We start from the raw sequence: 18,069 nt of genomic DNA on the forward strand, positions 1-18,069 counted from the left end.
GGGGGCCAGGGGGCCGGAGGCCGGAGGCCAGGAGGCCGGAGGCCAGGGGGCTAGGAGGCCAGCGGGCCAGGGGGCGCCTTCCGGAGGGGTTACCGGCCGCCGTTCCAGGGGCCGTACGGGCCGTCGCTGCTGGAACCCCGCTGGCTCCGGCCGCCGCCGGGGAGCGCGCGGATGGCCGGGCGGACGTCGACCATGTACACGATCGTCGCGATGAGCCCGATGATCGGCAGGAACGACAGGATCGGGAAGAGCAGGTTCACCACGAAGGCCAGACCGAGGATGATCAGCCAGAACGGCTTGGTCTTCTTGTCGGCCGCGCGGTACGCGTCCTCCCGCCGCACGGCGGCGTCGAACAGCGCGAAGCCGCTGAAAATGATCAGGGCCATGCTCAGAAGCCACATCAACCCTGTGAAGCCCTGCATCAGCACAACATCCACCACCAGACTCGGCTCGTCCCTACGCGGTCACCGTACCCGTACAACGGGCCGGGCACCCCCAGGGTGCCCGGCCCGCGTCGGCCTCCGTGCCTACTTCGCCGGCGGCGTCTTCTTGGCGACGGGCTTGCGCGCCGGAGCCTTCTTGGCGGCGGGCGCCTTCTTCTCCGGGGCGGCCTGGGCCTTGGCGCCGGCGGGCTTCGCCGGCTCCTCCTTGACCTCGACCGGCTCCGGCTTCGGCTCGACGGCCACGGCCAGCTCCTCGACGCCCTCGGCGACGTCCTCGATGCCCTCGGCGGCCTCGCCGCGCCAGGTGCGCACGGCCTGCTCACCGTGCTCGGCGACCTTCTCGTAGGTCTCCCGGGCCTTGACGGCGTACTCGGCGGCCACGCCGACCCCGCGCAGCGCGAAGTCCTGGGCGTTCTCGCCGAACTTCTTCAGGTCCGCGTCGAGGTTGTTGCCGAGCTTCTTGAAGTCGGCGTCGAGGGAGCCGATGAACCCCGTGACCTTGGTCTGCAGGGTCTCCTGCGTCTCCTTGACGCGGGCGGAGGCCTCCTTGGCCCGGGCGGAGGCCTTCTCCTGGACGGCCTTGGTGTCGGTGTTGCGTACGGCGTCGATCCGCGCCGGAGCCTCGGCCCGCAGCTGCTCCACCAGGGCCGGCACCTTCTTCGCCTGCTGGAGGGCGAGGTCGGCGGTGCCGGCGGCGAAGTAGAGCGGAGTCGGGTCGCTGAGGGTCTTGCGCAGGTCGTCGGTGATGGCCATGGTGAGGGTCCTCCCGGATTCTGTCTCGCTTGAGGGTTCGGCTGAGGGTGGTGTGATCCGCAGCGGAGCGGCCGGTGCCCTGGTCCGGCTCAGCCGGCCGTCTGCTGCGGGTCGGTGTCACTGCCGCCGGTGGCCTTGCGGGTCCGGCGAGTCGTGGGCGTACCGCCGGTGCTCTTGCGGGTCCGGCGGGCGGCGGGCGTACCGCCGTTGTTCTTGCGGGTGCGGCGGCTGGCGGACGTGCCGCCGTCCTTCCCGCTGACGCGGCCGCCTGCGGGCTCGCCGCCGTCGGCCATGCGGGTCAGGCCCTCGGCGGGCTGCCCGCCGTCGGCCGTGCGAGTGCGTCTGGGTATCTCGGTGCCGCCGTCCGGGGCGTCCCCGTCCGCATCCGCCGCGCCTTCACCGACCACGACGCCGACGTAAGCCGAGTCTGCGGAGCCGTCCGCGCCGTCGCCGGTCCCGAACCCGTTCTCCTTGCGGAAGGACTCGTAGATCTGCAGCAGCACCTGCTTCTGCCGCTCGTTCAGCGTCGGGTCCGCGAGGATGACGGCACGCGTCTCCACCTCGTCCCGGTCCCGCTCGGCGTCCAGAATGCCGGCGCGGACGTACAACGTCTCGGCGGAGATCCGCAGGGCCTTGGCGACCTGCTGCAACACCTCCGCGCTCGGCTTGCGCAGCCCGCGCTCGATCTGGCTCAGATACGGATTGGACACCCCGGCGGCATCGGCGAGCTGCCGCAGCGACAGCTGCGCGTTGCGCCGCTGCTCGCGCAGGTAGTCACCGAGATTGCCGACGTTGAGCGATGCCATGCCTCCACGGTGCCGCATCCCGCTAACTATTGCAAGCACCCGCTTGCAATAGTGCGCCACGCCACGCGGGACGACGACTGAGCCTGAGCACGATAGGTGTCGTATTTGCACGACAACTGTCGTCATCCGCGTCCGGCCTCCTGGTGCAGGTGCTCTTGGGTCGGCCGCGCGGGTCGCCGAGAGGCGGCGTTGTCGGTGGGCTCTGCCAGGGTGTGCGGCGTGGATGAATTGGTGGAGCGTGTCGATGGTCAAGATCGCGTGCTGGGGGTGGTCAGCCGTCGGGAGGCCATCCGGGAGGGTTGGCTGCATCGGGTCGCCGTGACGGTGTGTCGTGATGATCGTGGCCGGATCCTCGTCCACCGGCGGTCGGAGCAGGTGTCGCGCTTCCCCGGGCTCTATGAGGTCGAGGTCGGTGGCGCCGCAAATGTCGGCGAGTCCTATGAACAGGCCGCCGCGCGGGAGCTGGCCGAAGAGCTGGGCATTCGTGCGCTGCCGCGCCTGCTGTTCACGTTCATCAACCGCAGCGGTCTGAGCCCTCACTGGCTCGGTGTGCACGAAGCCGTGGTGCCGGACGCCGTGGTCCCCGATCCCGATGAGGTCGCCTGGCATGGCTGGCTGACCGAGCCGGAGCTCGGCTCGGCCCTGTTGGAGTGGCGCTTCACTCCCGACAGCCACGAAGCCTTCCGCCGGTATCTCGCGTTCCGGACCACCCAGCCCTGACCTTTCCCGCCTCGCGGCCTGGGCAGTGAAGGGCGGGGGTGTAGCTTCCTGCCCGTGTTAGAACACCAGGATGAGACCAGGACAGCCTACGACGGGGTCGTCGAGCTCTATGCGTCGATGTTCACTAGTCGGTTGGAGACGCGGCCGTTCGCCCGGAATATGATCGGCACCTTCGCCGAGCTCGTGCGTGACACGGGGAACTTGCGCGTAGCCGACGTCGGATGCGGACCCGGTCATCTGACGGCCATGCTGCAAGACTTGGGGCTGGACGCCTTCGGAATCGACCTCTCCCCGGCCATGATCGACCACGCTCGGCGGGCCCAGCCAACGCTGCGGTTCGACGAAGCGCGAATGGAGGCCCTGCCGGTCGGGGATGGCGCGCTCGGTGGAGTGCTGGCCCACTACTCGATGATCCATACCCCACCTGAAGAACTGCCCGCGCTACTCGCTGAGCAGGTGCGTGTTCTGGCACCAGGGGGTCTGCTCCTGGTGTCCTTCTTCGGCACCGAGGGGCCAGAGCCGGTCCGCTTCGATCACAAGGTAGCGCCCGCCTACAGCTGGCCGGCGGAGCAGTTTGCCAAGTTGCTGGCCGAGTCTGGGCTCGTAACGGTGGCTCGGTTGCTCCACGACCCAGCGTCCGAGCGCGGCTTCCTCGACACACACTTGCTGGCCCGCCGCCCGTAGAGACTGACGGCGTCCTACACCAAGTGCGACAAGGGTCCGAGCACAAGTCCTGTCGTGTCATACAAGTCGGTTACTGACTCACCCTGTACGACAGCTTGCTCATCCCCGACACACACATGGAGCTCGCACCCCGTTTGCTCGTAGTTGATCGTGTCTACGAAGAAACGCTTAATGACGGCCTAACCTTCGACCTCAATCAGCTCAGGCGTGAGCGACTGCACACGGCCCGCTTCGGGCACCATCGCCGCGATGGCATTACTCGTGAAGCCCGATTTGGACGGCACGCTCCATAGTGCGACCGCCTCGGCGGCGGCAGGGCCAACTACTCCTCGAAACACAAGCCACACCCGGCACCTCGCCGGCACACTTCTCCTTGTTGTTCCAGCGCCCCCCCCCCGGAATAACCTTCGGACCCGCGCACACCCGTGGCCCGTCCGCCACACCGATGAATTCGAATGACCTCGCGCATGGTGCCGTCCTAGCGTTCGCCCATGACCTCCCCGGACGACGGCATCACCGATGAGCCCGGCGTGACCATCCGCTCCCTGGACAACGCGGCCATCGGGGTGCGGCTCAGCGAACAGGCGCCGTTCGATGACGGCTGCGTGCGATACGGGGTCGAGGCCTGGGCTCCCGGCCTGACCGCGCGCGCCGAGGAGGTTGTTGCCTGGATCAGGGACGCTGATCTTGCGGCCTTCGTCGCCGGGCTCGCTGCGGATCACCAGGGCTGGGAAGGCGAGCGGGTCTGGCACGCGTATGACAGGGACTTGGGGATGTCCGCCGTCTTTCGGTCCGGCGGCCATGTCGGGCTGCAGCAGACATGACAGCAAGCATGCGCATGACCTGGACGCTGGATGGACACGGCTGGGCCGGCTGCACCGTTGAGGGTCACCAGGCGAAAGCGGAGCTCACCGCGTCCTGCATCACCAGTGCTCCGGAGGAGTTGCTGACCGCCTTGTCCCGGCTCGTCGCCGGCCAGACGGAGACCCGCGCACAGTTCGAAGCCGAACCAACGGCCTACCGCTGGATCTTCTACCGCGAAGGCGACGACAGCTGGGTCCGCGTGCTGGAGCTGCGGCACGGCAGCGATCACGACAAGAAGGGCACCGAGATCTGGTCAGCCCATCTCTCCATCGACGCACTCGTCCGAGCCGCGGTCCGCTGCTTCGACGAGGTGGCTCGGTCCTATGGCGAGAGCGGCTACCGCGGCACATGGGGCGAGCACTTCCCCCGAACCGAACTCGAGGCCCTCAGGAATCTCTGGCACAGTCACCGCCGACGCGACGACGCACAACCCTGAGTAGCCACCTTTTTGTGGGTACTTGGCGATGACCGGCCATGGGAGCGACCCTGGTGAAGGGCGGCCGGAGGGTCGTCAGACGCTGGTGAGAAGCGAGGTGACGAGGCGATGGGTCATGAGACCGACCGTGTGTCGGCGAGCTTTTCCAGGCGGCGGTGGCCCCAGTCGGAGAGGGGAGCAAGCGCCTCGGACAGCTCTCGGCCGAACGCGGTCAACGAGTACGTGGTCTTCAGCGGAAGCACGTCGTGCACCTCCCGGTGCACCAGCCCGTCGGCCTCCATCTCGCGCAGCGCCTGAGTCAGCACCTTCTCACTGAGCCCCGGCAGCAGCCGACGCAGTTCGCCCGGGCGGTGCGGACCCGACTCCAGCAGCCAGAGCAGAGCCGTCTTCCACTTTCCGTCGATCACGGCGATCGCCGCGGTGACCCCGCAGACATTCGGGTCCTGGGCACGACTGCGCGTCACTTTCGCCCCTTTCGTAATAGTTTGCCGGTATCTTTCATGGGAGTTGAGCGATGTCCTCACACACCGAAGAGTCTGCCGTCACCGTCCTCGGCTTGGGGCCGATGGGCAGATCCCTGGCGGGCGCGTTCCTGGACGCCGGCCGACGGACCACGGTCTGGAACCGTACGCCGGGCCGGGACCGTGAGCTGGCCACGCGGGGCGCGGTCAGCGTCCGGTCGGTCGAGGAGGCGGTTGCCGCGAGCCGTGTGATCGTGGTCTGCGTGGTGAACTACGACGCGGTGGACGCCATTCTGCGGCGAGAAGCGGTCACCGGCGCGCTCAAGGGGCGCACGGTGGTCAATCTGACCGCCGACACACCGGACCGGGCCCGAGACGCCGCGGCGTGGGCCGCTGAGCACGGTGTCCGCTACCTGGACGGCGCGATCATGACACCGACCACGACCATCGGAACTCCTGCCGCCGTGTTCCTGCACAGCGGCCCGGAAGACCTCTACCGCGAGGTCCGGCCCGCCCTGGAGGCGCTGGGCGGCACCCACACCCACCTCGGCGAGGACATCGGCCGGGCCGCGGCCTACGACATCGCGCTGCTCGACATCTTCTGGACCGCGATGGCGGGCTATGCGCACGCACTGGCGGTGGCGCGGGCCGAAGGCATCACCGGACGTGAGCTGGCACCGTTCGCCAAGGGCATCGGCGACATCCTCCCGCCGATCTTCCAGGAGGCCGCAGAAGAAGCCGACAACGGCAACTACTCCGGCGACGGCAACCCGATCACCTCGGCCGTCTCGTCCATGGCACACATCGTCCACACCTCCGAGGCGCACGGCATCGACGCGGGAGTGATGCGCGCGGCCGAGGGCATGGCCCGCCGAGCCATCGGACGGGGCCACGGCACCGACGGGTTCCTGAGGATCACCGAGCTCCTGGGTCGTCGCTGAGAAAACATCAGCTCTGCCCTCGCACTGATCCACTCGGCCCCGCACGGGCCGAGGCAAGCACCGCCTGACACTCCGCCCAAGCTGGCTCGCTCAGCAGGGGCCGGAAACGGGTGAACAGGGTGAGGAGTCCGGGGCCCCACTTCTCCCGGAAGGCCGAGTCGATGCGGGCGAGGTCGAGTTCGTTGGCGACGGACAGTTCCGCGAAGTCTCGTCGATGTCGAGGATCCGGAGTGTGGAGGCGGCCGGTGAACCGGTCCCGGAACGGCCCGTCGGCATCCGCGAGGGTCGGATAGGTGGCCTGCCGGTCGCAGGACGCGTAGAGATACACGATCGCCTCGGCCTCGGCACCGATCACCTCGGCGAGGTCGGAGCGGCCGTCCGGAGACAGCAGGGCGGTGGGGAAGCCGTCGGTGCCGTAGAAGGCGTGGCTCAGGCCCGCGAGTTGGAGGGCCGGACGGGCGCCCCAGACGGCGAGCCGGCTGTGTACCCGCTGGAGATGGGCGACGAGCGTGCCGCCCGGATGGGCGATCTCGGCGGCACCGAGCTGGTGCAGCAGCGCGATGGCCCGGTCGGCGGCGGCAGGGGGAGATGCGTGGCCGTTCACGACAGGCCCCCGACGATGCAGAAGGGGTGCCCGGCCGGATCCGTGAGGACGCGCCATCTGTCCTGCTGCGGCTGCTGATCCGGCCGGCCCGCGCCCAGTTCCAGCAGCCGGGCCTCGGCCTCGTCCAGGTCGACGACCCGGAAGCAGCAGTGCAGTTGCTGCGGAACGGCCGGGGCGGGCCAGCTCGGTGGCCGGTGGTCGTCGACCCGCTGAAAGCCGATGGAGAGTCCGCCCGCACTGTCCAGAGAGGCGAAGTCGGCGTTCGACTTCGGGTGAAGTCCGAGTCCGGTGGCCTGCTGATAGAACGCCGCCAGGGCGAGCGGATCAGGGCAGTCCAGGGTGATCGCGCTCAGCTTCATCAGCGGGGTCATGGCGCCTCCGGGCCGATCGGTGGGGAACTCCGGGCCCTGCACACCCTAGAAGCGCTGGTCGCAAAATCGTTCGACGAATCGGGTCGGGGACGGCCATGATCCGCCCTCGTGACGACTTCGCAGGATCTCCCGCTCCTCCGCGCCGCGGCCCGGAACAACGCCGAGTGGTGTGCGGCGATGTGCCGGGCGCACGGAGTGACGGGCGAGTTCGGAGCCGAGGCCTGGTCCGCCCCCGCACGGACGCCGCTCTACTACCCCGACGCGGTGACGCTGGAGCCGGGCGCCGGCCCAGACGCGCTCGTGACACGGATCGACACGGCCGCGCCCGGCGCCTCGGTCAAGGACAGCTTCGGCGACATCGACTTGGCGGAGGCCGGGTTCCGGGTGCTGTTCGAGGCGCAGTGGATCCACCGGCCTGCCGGGGCGCCCACCGCGTCACCCGATCTCGCCTGGGACGTGGCGGGCGACCCGGGCACCCTGCGTGCCTGGGCACTGGCCTGGGACGACGGGGCCGGGGACGCGGACCTGTTCCGGCCCGGGCTGCTCGCCGACCCGGAGACCTTCGTGATCCTGGGCCGGTCCGACGCCGCCGCCGACGACGACCGAGTGGTCGCCGGAGCGGTGGCGACCCGCAGTGAGCACGTGGTCGGTGTCTCGAACGTCTTCGGGCGGGACGGTGGGACCGACGCGGCCTGGCCACTCGTCCTGCACGCGCTCGCCCGGCTCTTCCCCACCCTGCCCGTCGTCGGCTACGAGCAGGGTGACGAACTGGCGGTCGCCCTCCGGCACGGCTTCGAGCCGATCGGACCGTTGCGGGTGTGGACACACGGCGGGTAGCCCTCTCAGGCGTCCTCAGTATCCGGTACCGGCAGGCGCATCCCCCGGGACTCCGCGACCCGCAGGGCATCGGTCAGGCACTCGGCGAGACGGTGGCCGGCGAATCGGACCTCGGTGCAGGGCGAGTTGGGGTCGTCCAGCACCTTGCGGGCGAGGCCGAGCACATCGGTGCCGGTGGTCAGTTGTACGGCCTCTAGCTCGTCGGCAAGACGGGAGAGGCGGCTGCCGTGATTGTCCGTCACCAGGTAGCAGGGGTTGCCGTCGAGGGACCGCCAGGGCAGAAGCCGGGGTACGGGTGTGCCATGCGGGTGACCGTTCGCGGATTCCATCAGGCTGCCACCTTCTCCGCGCCGATCAGGTGCTGGTCGAGATCGATCCCGAGGTCGGCGGCGAGGTAGGGGCGGACCAGGGCGGAGGCGGTGCCGTCGAGGGGACTGTGCAGGCCGTACGGGGAGCGGTGGCGGGGGAGCTGCGGGACGGAGGGGCAGCTTACGAGGATGAGGTGCACGTGAGGGAAGAGGTGACGGTGAGGGCGGCCCCGGCGCCGTTTCCCGGTGCCGGGGGCGAAGAGGAGGCGCAGCCAGTGGAGGGCGCGGGGGATAAGGTCGGGCACGTCGACGCTCCTGTTTCAGCGTTGGCCATGCCCCGGGAGGTCTAGCCACCTCGCCGGGGTCTTTCCGTTTTGACGCTACACCTGGGTATAGCCCTCTACATACAAGTACAGAGGGATCCACACGATCGGGCAGATCTCTACCGCTCTACGTTGGACGTATGAGCGATAACGAAGCGCCAAAGACCTCGCTGGACCCGATGAGCGCCAGGCCGCTCTACGTACAGCTGGCCGACGTGATCGCCGGGAAGATCGCACGCGGAGAGCTGGCGCCGGACAGGCCCATCCCCTCCGAAAACCACCTCGCCGACGAGTACGGCGTGGCACGACTCACCGCGCGACGGGCCGCACAGGAGCTCCGCGAGCGCGGCCTGATCGTCACTGTGCGAGGCAAGGGTTCCTTCGTGGTGGAGCAACCGGCCGGAAGCTCGCCCGATGAGAACGAACCGAACGCCTGAAGGAGCCGCACGGGCGTAGCCACCACCCCCGCTCCACTACCGCGGCTTATACGCCAGGAACGTCCCCGCCCGCCTCTTCGCCCCGCCCTCCGGTTCCTGCACCACCCGCGTCGTGATCACCAGCCCCGCCTGCCGGAGCAGTTCCGCGATCCGGTCCGGGGGCAGTAGATGCGACTCGTAGGACACCGGATGGTCGCCGTACGCGCGCGTCGGGCGCAGGTGCTCGCCGTTGCCCAGATGGCCGGCCAGCATCAGTTGGCCGCCGGGCGCGAGGGTGCGGTGGAACTCGGCGAACACGGTCGGCAGCCACTGCGGTGGGGTGTGGTGGACGGTGTAGTACGCCAGGATGCCGCCGAGTTCGCCCTCGCCGGTCTCCAGCGCGGTCATCGAGCCGACGGTGAAACGGAGCCCCGGGTACGCCGCCCGGGCCAGTTCGATCATCCTCGGTGACACGTCCACGCCGAACACCGGCACTCCCAGGGCGGCCAGGTGCGCCGTCACCTTGCCCGGGCCGCAGCCCAGGTCGGCGACCGGCCCGAGAGGGCGGGCGAGTTCGGCGAAGGCGGCCAGCATCGCGCGGGAGACGGGGTCCAACTCGGCTGGTTCCTTGACGAGTCGGGCGTAGTCGGCGGCGACGGTGTCGTAGGACTCCCGGACGGCGGTGAGGTGGGAGGGCTCGGTCATGCCGCGAAGTTAGACGACGGCACTGACACCCACCCCGTACGCCGACGCCAGTACGCCGGAATACTCCCGCCGTGAGACGACCTCACCCCGCCGCCCCGGCAGCGTGTTCCCCATGAACCCGAAACTCGGCCGCCCCGCCCGCCGGACCGTGCTGGTCGTCCACGTCATCGCCTCCGCGAGCTGGCTCGGGCTCACGCTCGGGCTGCTCGCGCTCGGGGCCACCGCGGCCACGACCGGGTCCCACGTGACCGTGGAGGCGTCCGTCCGGGCCATGAGGCTCTTCGCGGACTGGCTGCTGCTCCCCGTCGCGTTCCTCACGCTCCTCAGCGGTCTGGTGCTGTCGCTGGGGACGCCATGGGGTCTGACGCGGCACCGGTGGGTCTGGACGAAGTTCTGGCTGACCCTCGCCACGACCACCGCCACGGTGTTCGCCCTGCGCCCCGGGGTGAACTCCGCGGTCGCCGCCGTCGCCGCGGGCGGTCCGCTGCCCGACGCCGGGGACGTGCTGATGGGGCCGGTCGTCTCGCTGTCCGCCTACGTCTTCATGACGGTGATCTCGGTCCTGAAGCCCTGGGGTCTGACCAGGCGGGGAAGGAGGCTGCGAGCGCCCGCCCGGCGCGCCCTCCAGGGTGCCTAAGATCGCAGATTGTTTGCCTATAGGTATTAGGCAGATGCACAATCCCTTCAGGTGCAAGGGAGAGGTCGTATGGCACGAGTGGGGCTCACACCGGAGCGTCTGACCGAGGCTGGCGCGGAACTCGCCGACGAGGTCGGCTTCGACGGGGTGACCGTCTCGGCGCTCGCCCGGCGCTTCGACGTCAAGGTCGCGAGCCTGTACTCGCACGTGAAGAACTCCCAGGACCTCCGGACCAGAATCGCCCTGCTGGCGCTCGCGGAAATGGCCGACCGGGCCGCCGACGCCCTGGCCGGACGGGCCGGCAAGGACGCCTTGGCGGCCCTGGCCGACGTCTACCGCGACTACGCCCGGGAACACCCCGGCCGCTGGGCCGCGGCCCAGTTGCGGCTCGACCCTCGGACGGCGGCCGCGAGCGCGGGCGTCCGGCACGCGCAGATGACCCGGGCACTGCTGCGCGGCTACGACCTGACGGAACCGGACCAGACCCACGCGGTACGGCTGCTGGGCAGCGTCTTCCACGGCTACGTCAGCCTGGAGCTGGGCGGCGGGTTCGACCACAGCGCCCCCGGCACCGACGACACCTGGGTCCGGATCATCGACGCCCTCGACACGCTGCTGCGCAACTGGCCCGCACCCCCCACGGACCCCCGAGGCTGACACCATGCACACCGATCACACCGAGCACACCGAGCACGACTGGATCACCACCCCGCTCACGGCGGACCTGCTGCGCGGCGCCCTCGACCTGGAGCGCACCGAGCACGGCCTGCTCCCGCACCGGCTGCCCGCCCGGGCCCGCGCCCAGAACACCAACGCCCAGCTGGCCATGGCCGAGGCCCAGCCCTCCGGCGTACGGCTCGCCTTCCGTACCGCCGCCACGGCCGTCGAACTCGACACGCTGCGCACCAAGCGCGACTACGTCGGTTTCCCGTCCCGCCCGGACGGCCTGTACGACCTGCTCGTCGACGGCCGCCCGGCCGGCCAGGCCTCCGGGACCGGCGGCAACGTCCTCACGGTCGACATGGCCACCTGGGCCGGCGAGGTCACGCCGGGCCCGGTGGGCACCGTCCGCTTCACCGGTCTGGCCGCGGGTGAGAAGGACGTCGAGATCTGGCTGCCGCACAACGAGACCACCGAGCTGATCGCCCTGCGCACCGACGCGCCGGTGGTGCCGCTGCCCGACCGGGGCCGCAGGGTGTGGCTGCACCACGGCAGTTCGATCAGCCACGGCTCCGACGCCGCGAGCCCCACGGCCATCTGGCCCGCGATCGCCGCGTCCCTGGGCGGTGTGGAACTCGTCAACCTCGGTTTCGGCGGCAGCGCGATGCTCGACCCGTTCACCGCGCGTGCCGTGCGGGACACCCCGGCCGATCTGATCAGCGTCAAGGTGGGCATCAACATCGTCAACGGGGACGTGATGCGACTGCGCGCCTTCGGCCCGGCCGTGCACGGTTTTCTCGACACGATCCGCGACGGGCACCCCGACACCCCGCTGCTGGTCGTCTCCCCCATCCACTGCGCGATCCACGAGGACACCCCCGGCCCCACCGCCCCGGACCTCAGCGAGATCGAGCAGGGCCGGCTGCTGTTCGCCGCGATGGGCGACCCGGCGGAGACGGCCGCCGGGAAGCTCACGCTCGGCGTCATCCGGGAGGAACTGGCCCGGATCGTGCGGCAACGCGCGGCCGACGACCCGAACCTCCACTACCTCGACGGCCTCGACCTCTACGGCGAGTCCGACGCGGCCGAACTCCCCCTCCCCGACCACGTCCACCCGGACGCCGCGACCCACCGCCGCATCGGCGAACGCTTCGGCGCCCTGGCCTTCGCCGAGGTCGGCCCCTTCGCGGCACAGGGGTGACGGGCAGAACATGCGGTTCAGTCCTCGAACGGCAGCGGCCTCCCGTGCACAACCTCCAGCCTCGTCACCGCCCGCGTCAGCACCACGTACAACCGGTGCAGCCCCCGTTCCTCGGCCTCGGCGATCGCCGCAGGCTCGACAGCCACGACATGGTCGTACTCAAGCCCCTTGACCACGCTCGCCGGCACCAGGGCCACCCGCGCGCCGAGTTCCCCGGGCCCGGCCGCCTCGATACCGGCCGCGTCCAGGGCCGCCCGCACGCGGGGCAGGTCCGCGTCCGCCACGACTACCCCGACCGATCCCTCCTGGCCCAGCGCGTCCCGTACGGCGTCCACGACCGCCGTGGGCACCCCGTCCAGATCCGTCTCCCGCATCCGCAACTCCCCGTCCCCGCGCAGCGAACGGGCCGCCGGCACGTCCACGTCCAGCCGCTCCAGCAGCCGGTTGGCGAGGCCTACGACGGCCTGGGGGACACGGAATCCCGTGGTCAGTTCGACCACGGCCGCGTCCGGTTTCCCCAGGTGCGCCAGACCGTCCGCCACGACCGTGCCGCCCACGGCGTCGTCCCCTGCGCCAGATCGCCCAGCACCGTCAGCGAGCCGAAAGGCGCCCGGCGGGCGATGGCCCGGCACTCCATCGGGGACAGGTCCTGCGCCTCGTCGACGACGACATGTCCGTATCCCTCCGGGTGCTCGATCAGCCCGGCCACCTCGTCGAGCAGCACCAGATCGGAGGCCGACCAGCGCGCCGACTTCCACGACCGGGGCGGCTTGCGCCACAGCAGCGCCCGCTGCTCGGCGCGGTCCAGCAGACCGTCGGCCGCCCCGGCCAACACCTCGCGGTCGGTGAGCAGTTCGGCCACGACCTCCTCCGGCCGCACCCGGGGCCAGACGGCGTCGAGGTACGCGGACACCGGCCGGGACCGCTCGACCCGGCGCACCCAGGCGTTCGTCGGCGGCCCGGCCCGCCGCTCCACCCGCTCGCGCAGACACCGCACGATCCGCGCCCGCACCCGCTCCCGCCCGACCCCGTACGGCGGCTCCTCCTCCCGTACGTCCGCGACGATCCGCGCCAGTTCCCCGTCCGGCACCCGCCAGTGGTACGACCCGTCCGGCACGGCGAGCGAGCCCGCCCCCGCGGTGCGCACGCGTGAGTACAGCGCCCGCCGCAGTACCTCCGCCATCCGGGCGTCGTGCTTGACGACGGCGGCGGGCTCGTCGTCGGTGCCCCGGACCGGCCACCGGGCGATCTCCTCGGCGAGCGTCGACTGCCGCACCCCTGTCTCGCCGAGGGCCGGCAGGACCTCCGCGATGTACGAGAGGAAGGTGCGGTTGGGCCCGAGGATCAGCAGGCCGCCGCGCCGGATGCGCTGCGGATGCGTGTAGAGCAGATACGCGGCCCGGTGCAGGCCGACGGCCGTCTTGCCGGTGCCCGGCGCGCCCTGCACGCACACCGACATCGCCAGGTCCCCGCGCACGAGGTCGTCCTGCTCGGGCTGGATGGTCGCGGCGATGTCCCGCATGGGCCCGACGCGGGGCCGTTCGATCTCCCGGGCGACGATCTCGCTGGCCCTGGCCTCCCCCTGCCCCAGGCGCTCGTCCTCCAGGCCGGTGAGGTCGCCGGAGTCCCCGCGGCTGCCGGGCGCCCACCCGAACCGCCGGCGTACGGCGACGCCCTGCGGGTCACGGGCGGAGGCCTGGTAGAAGGCACGCGAGACGGGTGCGCGCCAGTCGACGACGAGGGGCGGTTCGGCCGGGTGCTCGGAGATCCGCAGCCGCCCGATGTGCAACTGCCCGTCCTCACCCCGCAGGGCCCCGAAGAACAACGGCCCCTCGGGCAGTTCGCGCAAGGACTTGGCATGGCTGCGCAGCCGGTACCCGAGCACCTCCGCGTCGGCACCGGACGCGGAGACGTCCTCCCCGATGACGACCTGTTCACCGGCGCCCTCGACCATCGCGGCGAGGGCGGCCCGGCAACGCTCGTGATGGGCGCGTTCCCGGTCGAGTGCGTGCTGAAGGGCAGGTTCGGTCGACGTCATTCCACCGAGCCTAGGGCAAAAACGTAACCGAGTTAAATTTATAACTCAGAATCACTCAGGCTCGGCACGGAACCGTGCCGGCAACCCGGCCGCCAGCCACCGGAACGCCCGCTCCGCCGCCGCCACCGCGTCCGCCCGCACGTCCGCCAGCCGCTCCCCCGCCGCGATCCGCCGCCAGTTCTCCAGCGCGAGCACCCGCAGTACGGCCATGATCTGCCCGGCCGCCAGCCGCGCGTCCAGATCACCCCCGAGCACCTCGGCCAGCGCGGCCTCCGACCGCTCCTGGTGCGTGTGCGCACGGGCGACCAGGGAAGGCGTCCCGTAGAGCAGGGCGTGGAAGGCGAGCACCTGGGGATGGTCGTTGAGCCCCGTCACGGGGTCGGACCGCTCCAGCCCGTCCAGGAAGTGCCGCCGCAACGCCTCCACCGGCGGCTCCTCCGCCCCGGCCACCACCCGCGCGGCCTCCCCCTCGTGGTCGGCGATCCGGTACAGCACCAGATCCTCCTTGGCCGGGAAGTACCGGAACAGCGTCGGCTTGGAGATCTCTGCCGCCGCCGCCACCTCGGCGACCGACACCGCGTCGAACCCCTTCTCCAGGAAGAGCCCCACCGCGATGTCCGACACCACCTGGTACATCCGCCGCTTCTTGCGCTCACGCAGCCCGGTCTCGCTCATGGGGGGAGCCTACGCAGGGGCCGACGCACCGCCGAGGCTAGGCCAGGGCGCGGGCGAGGTACGGGTTCGTCGTGGACCTGACCGGGAGGCCGAGCGAGCCCGTGGCGACCGCCAGCGTCACCGCGTAGGAGTCCACCGCCCGCCGCACGTTCGGGGCGTCCAGGCTCACGCCGGTCACGATGCGGTCCAGATCGACGTACGCGGAGCGCACGATCTCCAGCGAGCGGTACACCCGCCAGTCCTCGCGCCAGTCACGGGTGTACTCGGCGGGCAGCCGCCGCTCCCAGCGGCGGAACATGCGGTCCCGGATCTCCGGCCGGGTCGGCGTGAGGTGCATGTGCCGGACGAGGTCGTAGAGGGGATCGCCGACGACGGCCATCTCCCAGTCGATGATGGTCAGTGCCAGGTGGTCGTCGCGCCGTACGAGGTTCCAGGGATTCAGGTCCCCGTGCAGCAGGGCGGGCTCCCGCCGGCTCACCTCGTGCCGGGAGAGGATCAGCCGCAACCGGTCCGCGTCGGGCAGCCCGAGATGCCGGGCCAGCTGCTGCGACTCCTTCGGCAGATCCCGCACCAGGGAGACGAGCTGGTCCCGCAGCCACCGGTGGAAGGCGCCCTCACCGGCGGTCGGGTCGATCTGCTGGTACCGCACCCGCGTCAGGGCGCACAGCTGGTCCACCAGGCCGTCCGCCTCGTGCGGCAGCAGTCCGTGGACGGGGTGGTCGGGGGGCCGGTCGGCGTCACGGGGTCCGACGTAGGTGTGGAGGGCGATGGTGCCGCTCTGGAAGGTCTCGCCCAACGCGAGCACTCTCGGCGCCGCCACCTCGGCGGACCAGTCCTCGATCGCGCGCAGCACGGTGTGCTCGCTGAGGAAGCCGCGTTCCCGGCGGCACACGTCGGGCAGCTTCCGCCGTACGACCACGGGGGCTTCGACGCCCGGCACCGACACCACCGTGTTCAGGTGCGCGGTCCCCTTGAAGACCCTGCCCGCGGGGGCGGCACCCTCTGCCAGCAACGCCTCCCGGACCACGGCCGACGAGAAGCCGGGGCGCTCCGGAACACGCCGGTCGGGCCGCCACTCGAACGCCTTCGCGATCCAGGCCCGGCCGCTGATGTCCGTGTTCCCGCGCGACACCAGCCAGCGGAAGAGGACCCGTCCGATCTCGCCCTCGCTCGGCACGCTCCCGAGCCGCAGCGGCTCCGCCGCCGTGTCGAGGGCCCGTCGCACCCGGGCCGCCGCCTCGTCCAGGCTCGCCGGCGTGAACGATTCCTCGAGGGAGCGGGCGGCCCGCATCACGTCGGGGAACACCGACTGGGCCCGCTCGAAGGCCAGGTAGTGCCGCAGGTCCTTGGCCAGTCCGTTGACGGCGGCCGGCCGGATCTCCTGCATGGCCTCGGCCCACGCGTCGACCACCTCGGCCCACTGATGGGCCGGGTACCGCATGCGGACGAGGTGCGTGGCCAGGTCGTGCAGCGGGTCGCCGTAGGTCGCGAGCTCCCAGTCGACACAGCTGAGGGGTGGGCCGCCCTCGTAGGACACGATCACGTTGTCCCGGTGCAGATCGGTGTGGAGCAGGCTGTACGGCCGCCGGGCCATGGCGGGGACCCGTCCGGCCAGTCCGGTGAGAGCGTCCTCCGGGGTGCCCAGCGCCGCGAACAGCCCGCCGAAGGCCGCCCGGTTGGGCTGCCTGATCTGCCGGTCGGCCAGCTGGGCCAGCGTCCGGAGGAAGCCCTGGCTGTCCATGTCGTTGCGGGGCCAGGCGGACGGCAGGGCGGGCAGTGCCCCACGCCGCACCTGGGCCAGCCGGGCGAGCAGACCGGCCAGCGCCTTGACGGTCAGGGTGTCGACGGGTTTGCCGTAGTCGCAGACGCTGGAGAGCGGTACGCCCTCCACAAAGCTGTGGATCGCGAAGTCGCTCCGCTCGACCAGGCATTCCGGCGCCTGCGGCAGGACCCCCCGGACGGCCTTGAGGATCTCCGCCTCGTTCTCCCAGGTCCGGATGACGACGGGCAGCGCGTCCGGCCGCCGGACACGGACGGTCACGGACGTCCCCGCCGCACGCCCGACCAGCGGGGCCACGCTCTCCGTCAACGGCAGGACGAGATTCCGGTGGTGATGGCCGCCGCTCGCCTGGCCCAGCTCGGCGGCCAGCCTGACGAAGGCCCGGTACGCGGCGTCGTGCGAGGCGCGCTCCCCGAGGAAGGGACGGGGAAGAGGAGGTGCGCCCACTGGCCGCTCCGGAAGTACGAGAAGGGGAGGACGGTACGGCAAACGGTAAGTTCGCGGCCGGTGCTGCGCATGGCGGATGAGCCGATGAGGGTGGATTTGCCACCCGTCCGCATGAGACGGCGTGGACTCGTTCTATGGTGGCCGGTTGCCCCTTCGGATACGAACGAGGACGGCGTTTGACTCAATCGGTGCGCGGTGCGGGAATGCTACACCCGGTCAGCCATGCGCCCGCAGCAGCGCCAGCAGCGGTTCCAGGGACGTCAGGACCGCGTCGGCCCCGGCCGCCCTGAGGACCTTGGCCTTGCGTTCGTTGCTCGCGTAGCCCAGGAACGGCACCCCGGCCCGTGCCGCCGCCTCGTGGTCGGAGGGCGCGTCGCCGATCATCAGGGCGTCGGACGGCGCCGCGCCCATCGCGCTCAGGGCCCGGTTGAGGCAGTGCGGGTCCGGCTTCAGATGGTGGAGCTCCTGGGTGCGGCCGTAGATGTGGGGATGGAAGCAGCGGACGATGCCGCGGCTCGTGAGGTATTCGCCCACCACGAGCGGGGAGTTGTTGGTGGCGATCGCCAGACGGGCGCCCACCGCCGTCCAGGTACGGATCAGCGGGTCCGCGTACGCGGTCGGCATCGCCGAGGCCGCGGCCAGCCGCTCCTCCTGGGTGAGCCGTGCCTCCAGATCGGCGACGAGATCGCTGCCGGGGTGCCGGCGGTCCACGGCGCGCAGCACCACTTGCGGGTCGAGGGACTCCCGCTCGCTCTCCGTCAGCAGCCCGTGCAGCCCCCGGCCCTCCAGCCAGGACACCAGGTCCCTCGCCACCCGTTCCGCCGAGTGGTTGGCGAACAGACGGCAGACGGGCCCGTCGAAGTCCCACAGCACGACGCGGGCGCGTCTGATCAGATTCCGGAGTTCGTGCGGATCGCTTTCCGTCTGGACTGTCACCGCACCAGTCTGCGCCGTATCAG

21 protein-coding genes and 1 pseudogene are annotated in these 18,069 nt (G+C 70.9%); 10 read left to right on the forward strand and 12 right to left on the reverse strand.

Annotated features, from left to right (window positions below; translation table 11 throughout):
- Positions 1 to 89: 89 nt before the first annotated feature.
- The 3 genes from ACZ6I3_RS10645 to ACZ6I3_RS10655 form a co-directional block, all read right to left on the reverse strand.
- Positions 90 to 422: a DUF2516 family protein gene (locus ACZ6I3_RS10645; protein WP_031107860.1), complete on the reverse strand. Its 333-nt coding sequence runs from the start codon at positions 420 to 422 to the stop codon at positions 90 to 92.
- 105 nt (positions 423 to 527) lie between these two features.
- Entirely contained in the window at positions 528 to 1,196 is a 669-nt protein-coding gene (locus ACZ6I3_RS10650; protein ID WP_469413550.1) for a hypothetical protein, read from the reverse strand.
- 89 nt (positions 1,197 to 1,285) lie between these two features.
- Positions 1,286 to 2,002: a helix-turn-helix domain-containing protein gene (locus ACZ6I3_RS10655; RefSeq protein WP_469413552.1), complete on the reverse strand. Its 717-nt coding sequence runs from the start codon at positions 2,000 to 2,002 to the stop codon at positions 1,286 to 1,288.
- A gap of 210 nt (positions 2,003 to 2,212) precedes the next feature.
- Between ACZ6I3_RS10655 and ACZ6I3_RS10660 the strand changes: the two genes are divergently transcribed.
- From ACZ6I3_RS10660 to ACZ6I3_RS10675, 4 genes are all read left to right on the forward strand, one after another.
- The gene (locus tag ACZ6I3_RS10660) at positions 2,213 to 2,722 is read left to right on the forward strand and encodes an NUDIX hydrolase (RefSeq protein WP_469413687.1); all 510 of its coding nucleotides are present in this window, start codon (positions 2,213 to 2,215) and stop codon (positions 2,720 to 2,722) included.
- A 54-nt stretch (positions 2,723 to 2,776) separates the two neighbouring features.
- Positions 2,777 to 3,406: a class I SAM-dependent methyltransferase gene (locus tag ACZ6I3_RS10665; RefSeq protein WP_469413553.1), complete on the forward strand. Its 630-nt coding sequence runs from the start codon at positions 2,777 to 2,779 to the stop codon at positions 3,404 to 3,406.
- 491 nt (positions 3,407 to 3,897) lie between these two features.
- A complete protein-coding gene (locus ACZ6I3_RS10670; RefSeq protein ID WP_469413555.1) occupies positions 3,898 to 4,230 on the forward strand; it encodes a DUF6228 family protein in 333 nt (110 codons plus the stop codon).
- Positions 4,231 to 4,238: 8 nt separating this feature from the next.
- The gene (locus ACZ6I3_RS10675) at positions 4,239 to 4,706 is read left to right on the forward strand and encodes a hypothetical protein (protein ID WP_469413557.1); all 468 of its coding nucleotides are present in this window, start codon (positions 4,239 to 4,241) and stop codon (positions 4,704 to 4,706) included.
- 113 nt (positions 4,707 to 4,819) lie between these two features.
- On the opposite strand, the gene ACZ6I3_RS10680 is transcribed toward ACZ6I3_RS10675, so the two are convergent.
- Positions 4,820 to 5,170, reverse strand: a complete 351-nt coding sequence (locus ACZ6I3_RS10680) for a winged helix-turn-helix transcriptional regulator (RefSeq protein WP_469413559.1) — start codon at positions 5,168 to 5,170, stop codon at positions 4,820 to 4,822.
- 50 nt (positions 5,171 to 5,220) lie between these two features.
- Here ACZ6I3_RS10680 and ACZ6I3_RS10685 point away from each other — a divergent pair, with 50 nt between their 5' ends.
- Complete coding sequence (locus ACZ6I3_RS10685; RefSeq protein WP_469413561.1) at positions 5,221 to 6,108, forward strand: NAD(P)-dependent oxidoreductase; 888 nt, start codon at positions 5,221 to 5,223, stop codon at positions 6,106 to 6,108.
- Between the two features lie 7 nt (positions 6,109 to 6,115).
- Here ACZ6I3_RS10685 and ACZ6I3_RS10690 read toward each other — a convergent pair whose 3' ends face one another.
- Both ACZ6I3_RS10690 and ACZ6I3_RS10695 read right to left on the reverse strand, forming a co-directional pair.
- Complete coding sequence (locus ACZ6I3_RS10690) at positions 6,116 to 6,670, reverse strand: DUF6817 domain-containing protein (protein WP_469413689.1); 555 nt, start codon at positions 6,668 to 6,670, stop codon at positions 6,116 to 6,118.
- Between the two features lie 38 nt (positions 6,671 to 6,708).
- A complete protein-coding gene (locus tag ACZ6I3_RS10695) occupies positions 6,709 to 7,083 on the reverse strand; it encodes a VOC family protein (RefSeq protein ID WP_469413563.1) in 375 nt (124 codons plus the stop codon).
- A gap of 177 nt (positions 7,084 to 7,260) precedes the next feature.
- Here ACZ6I3_RS10695 and ACZ6I3_RS10700 point away from each other — a divergent pair, with 177 nt between their 5' ends.
- Positions 7,261 to 7,920, forward strand: coding sequence for a hypothetical protein (locus ACZ6I3_RS10700; RefSeq protein WP_469413690.1), 660 nt, complete (start codon positions 7,261 to 7,263; stop codon positions 7,918 to 7,920).
- 5 nt (positions 7,921 to 7,925) lie between these two features.
- Here the strand turns inward: ACZ6I3_RS10700 and ACZ6I3_RS10705 are convergent, their stop codons facing one another.
- Entirely contained in the window at positions 7,926 to 8,249 is a 324-nt protein-coding gene (locus ACZ6I3_RS10705) for a hypothetical protein (protein WP_469413565.1), read from the reverse strand.
- Between the two features lie 442 nt (positions 8,250 to 8,691).
- Between ACZ6I3_RS10705 and ACZ6I3_RS10710 the strand changes: the two genes are divergently transcribed.
- On the forward strand, positions 8,692 to 8,988 hold the full coding sequence (locus ACZ6I3_RS10710) for a GntR family transcriptional regulator (RefSeq protein WP_469413566.1): 297 nt from the start codon (positions 8,692 to 8,694) through the stop codon (positions 8,986 to 8,988).
- Between the two features lie 36 nt (positions 8,989 to 9,024).
- Here ACZ6I3_RS10710 and ACZ6I3_RS10715 read toward each other — a convergent pair whose 3' ends face one another.
- On the reverse strand, positions 9,025 to 9,672 hold the full coding sequence (locus tag ACZ6I3_RS10715) for a class I SAM-dependent methyltransferase (RefSeq protein WP_469413567.1): 648 nt from the start codon (positions 9,670 to 9,672) through the stop codon (positions 9,025 to 9,027).
- A 112-nt stretch (positions 9,673 to 9,784) separates the two neighbouring features.
- On the opposite strand from ACZ6I3_RS10715, the gene ACZ6I3_RS10720 reads away from it, so the two are divergent.
- From ACZ6I3_RS10720 to ACZ6I3_RS10730, 3 genes are all read left to right on the forward strand, one after another.
- Positions 9,785 to 10,309 (forward strand): DUF2269 family protein, encoded by a 525-nt coding sequence (locus tag ACZ6I3_RS10720; protein ID WP_469413569.1) that lies wholly within the window; start codon positions 9,785 to 9,787, stop codon positions 10,307 to 10,309.
- Between the two features lie 69 nt (positions 10,310 to 10,378).
- The gene (locus tag ACZ6I3_RS10725) at positions 10,379 to 10,966 is read left to right on the forward strand and encodes a TetR/AcrR family transcriptional regulator (RefSeq protein ID WP_469413571.1); all 588 of its coding nucleotides are present in this window, start codon (positions 10,379 to 10,381) and stop codon (positions 10,964 to 10,966) included.
- 4 nt (positions 10,967 to 10,970) lie between these two features.
- Positions 10,971 to 12,170: a GDSL-type esterase/lipase family protein gene (locus ACZ6I3_RS10730; RefSeq protein ID WP_469413573.1), complete on the forward strand. Its 1,200-nt coding sequence runs from the start codon at positions 10,971 to 10,973 to the stop codon at positions 12,168 to 12,170.
- Positions 12,171 to 12,187: 17 nt separating this feature from the next.
- Here ACZ6I3_RS10730 and ACZ6I3_RS10735 read toward each other — a convergent pair.
- The 4 genes and pseudogenes from ACZ6I3_RS10735 to ACZ6I3_RS10750 form a co-directional block, all read right to left on the reverse strand.
- Positions 12,188 to 14,208, reverse strand: a pseudogene (locus ACZ6I3_RS10735) (HelD family protein).
- A gap of 51 nt (positions 14,209 to 14,259) precedes the next feature.
- Complete coding sequence (locus ACZ6I3_RS10740) at positions 14,260 to 14,883, reverse strand: TetR family transcriptional regulator (RefSeq protein WP_469413575.1); 624 nt, start codon at positions 14,881 to 14,883, stop codon at positions 14,260 to 14,262.
- 37 nt (positions 14,884 to 14,920) lie between these two features.
- Entirely contained in the window at positions 14,921 to 17,110 is a 2,190-nt protein-coding gene (locus tag ACZ6I3_RS10745; protein ID WP_469413577.1) for a phosphotransferase family protein, read from the reverse strand.
- 216 nt (positions 17,111 to 17,326) lie between these two features.
- On the reverse strand, positions 17,327 to 18,046 hold the full coding sequence (locus ACZ6I3_RS10750; protein ID WP_469413579.1) for an HAD family hydrolase: 720 nt from the start codon (positions 18,044 to 18,046) through the stop codon (positions 17,327 to 17,329).
- Positions 18,047 to 18,069: the final 23 nt, after the last annotated feature.

It is taken from the genome of Streptomyces sp. NPDC041940 (assembly GCF_055589465.1).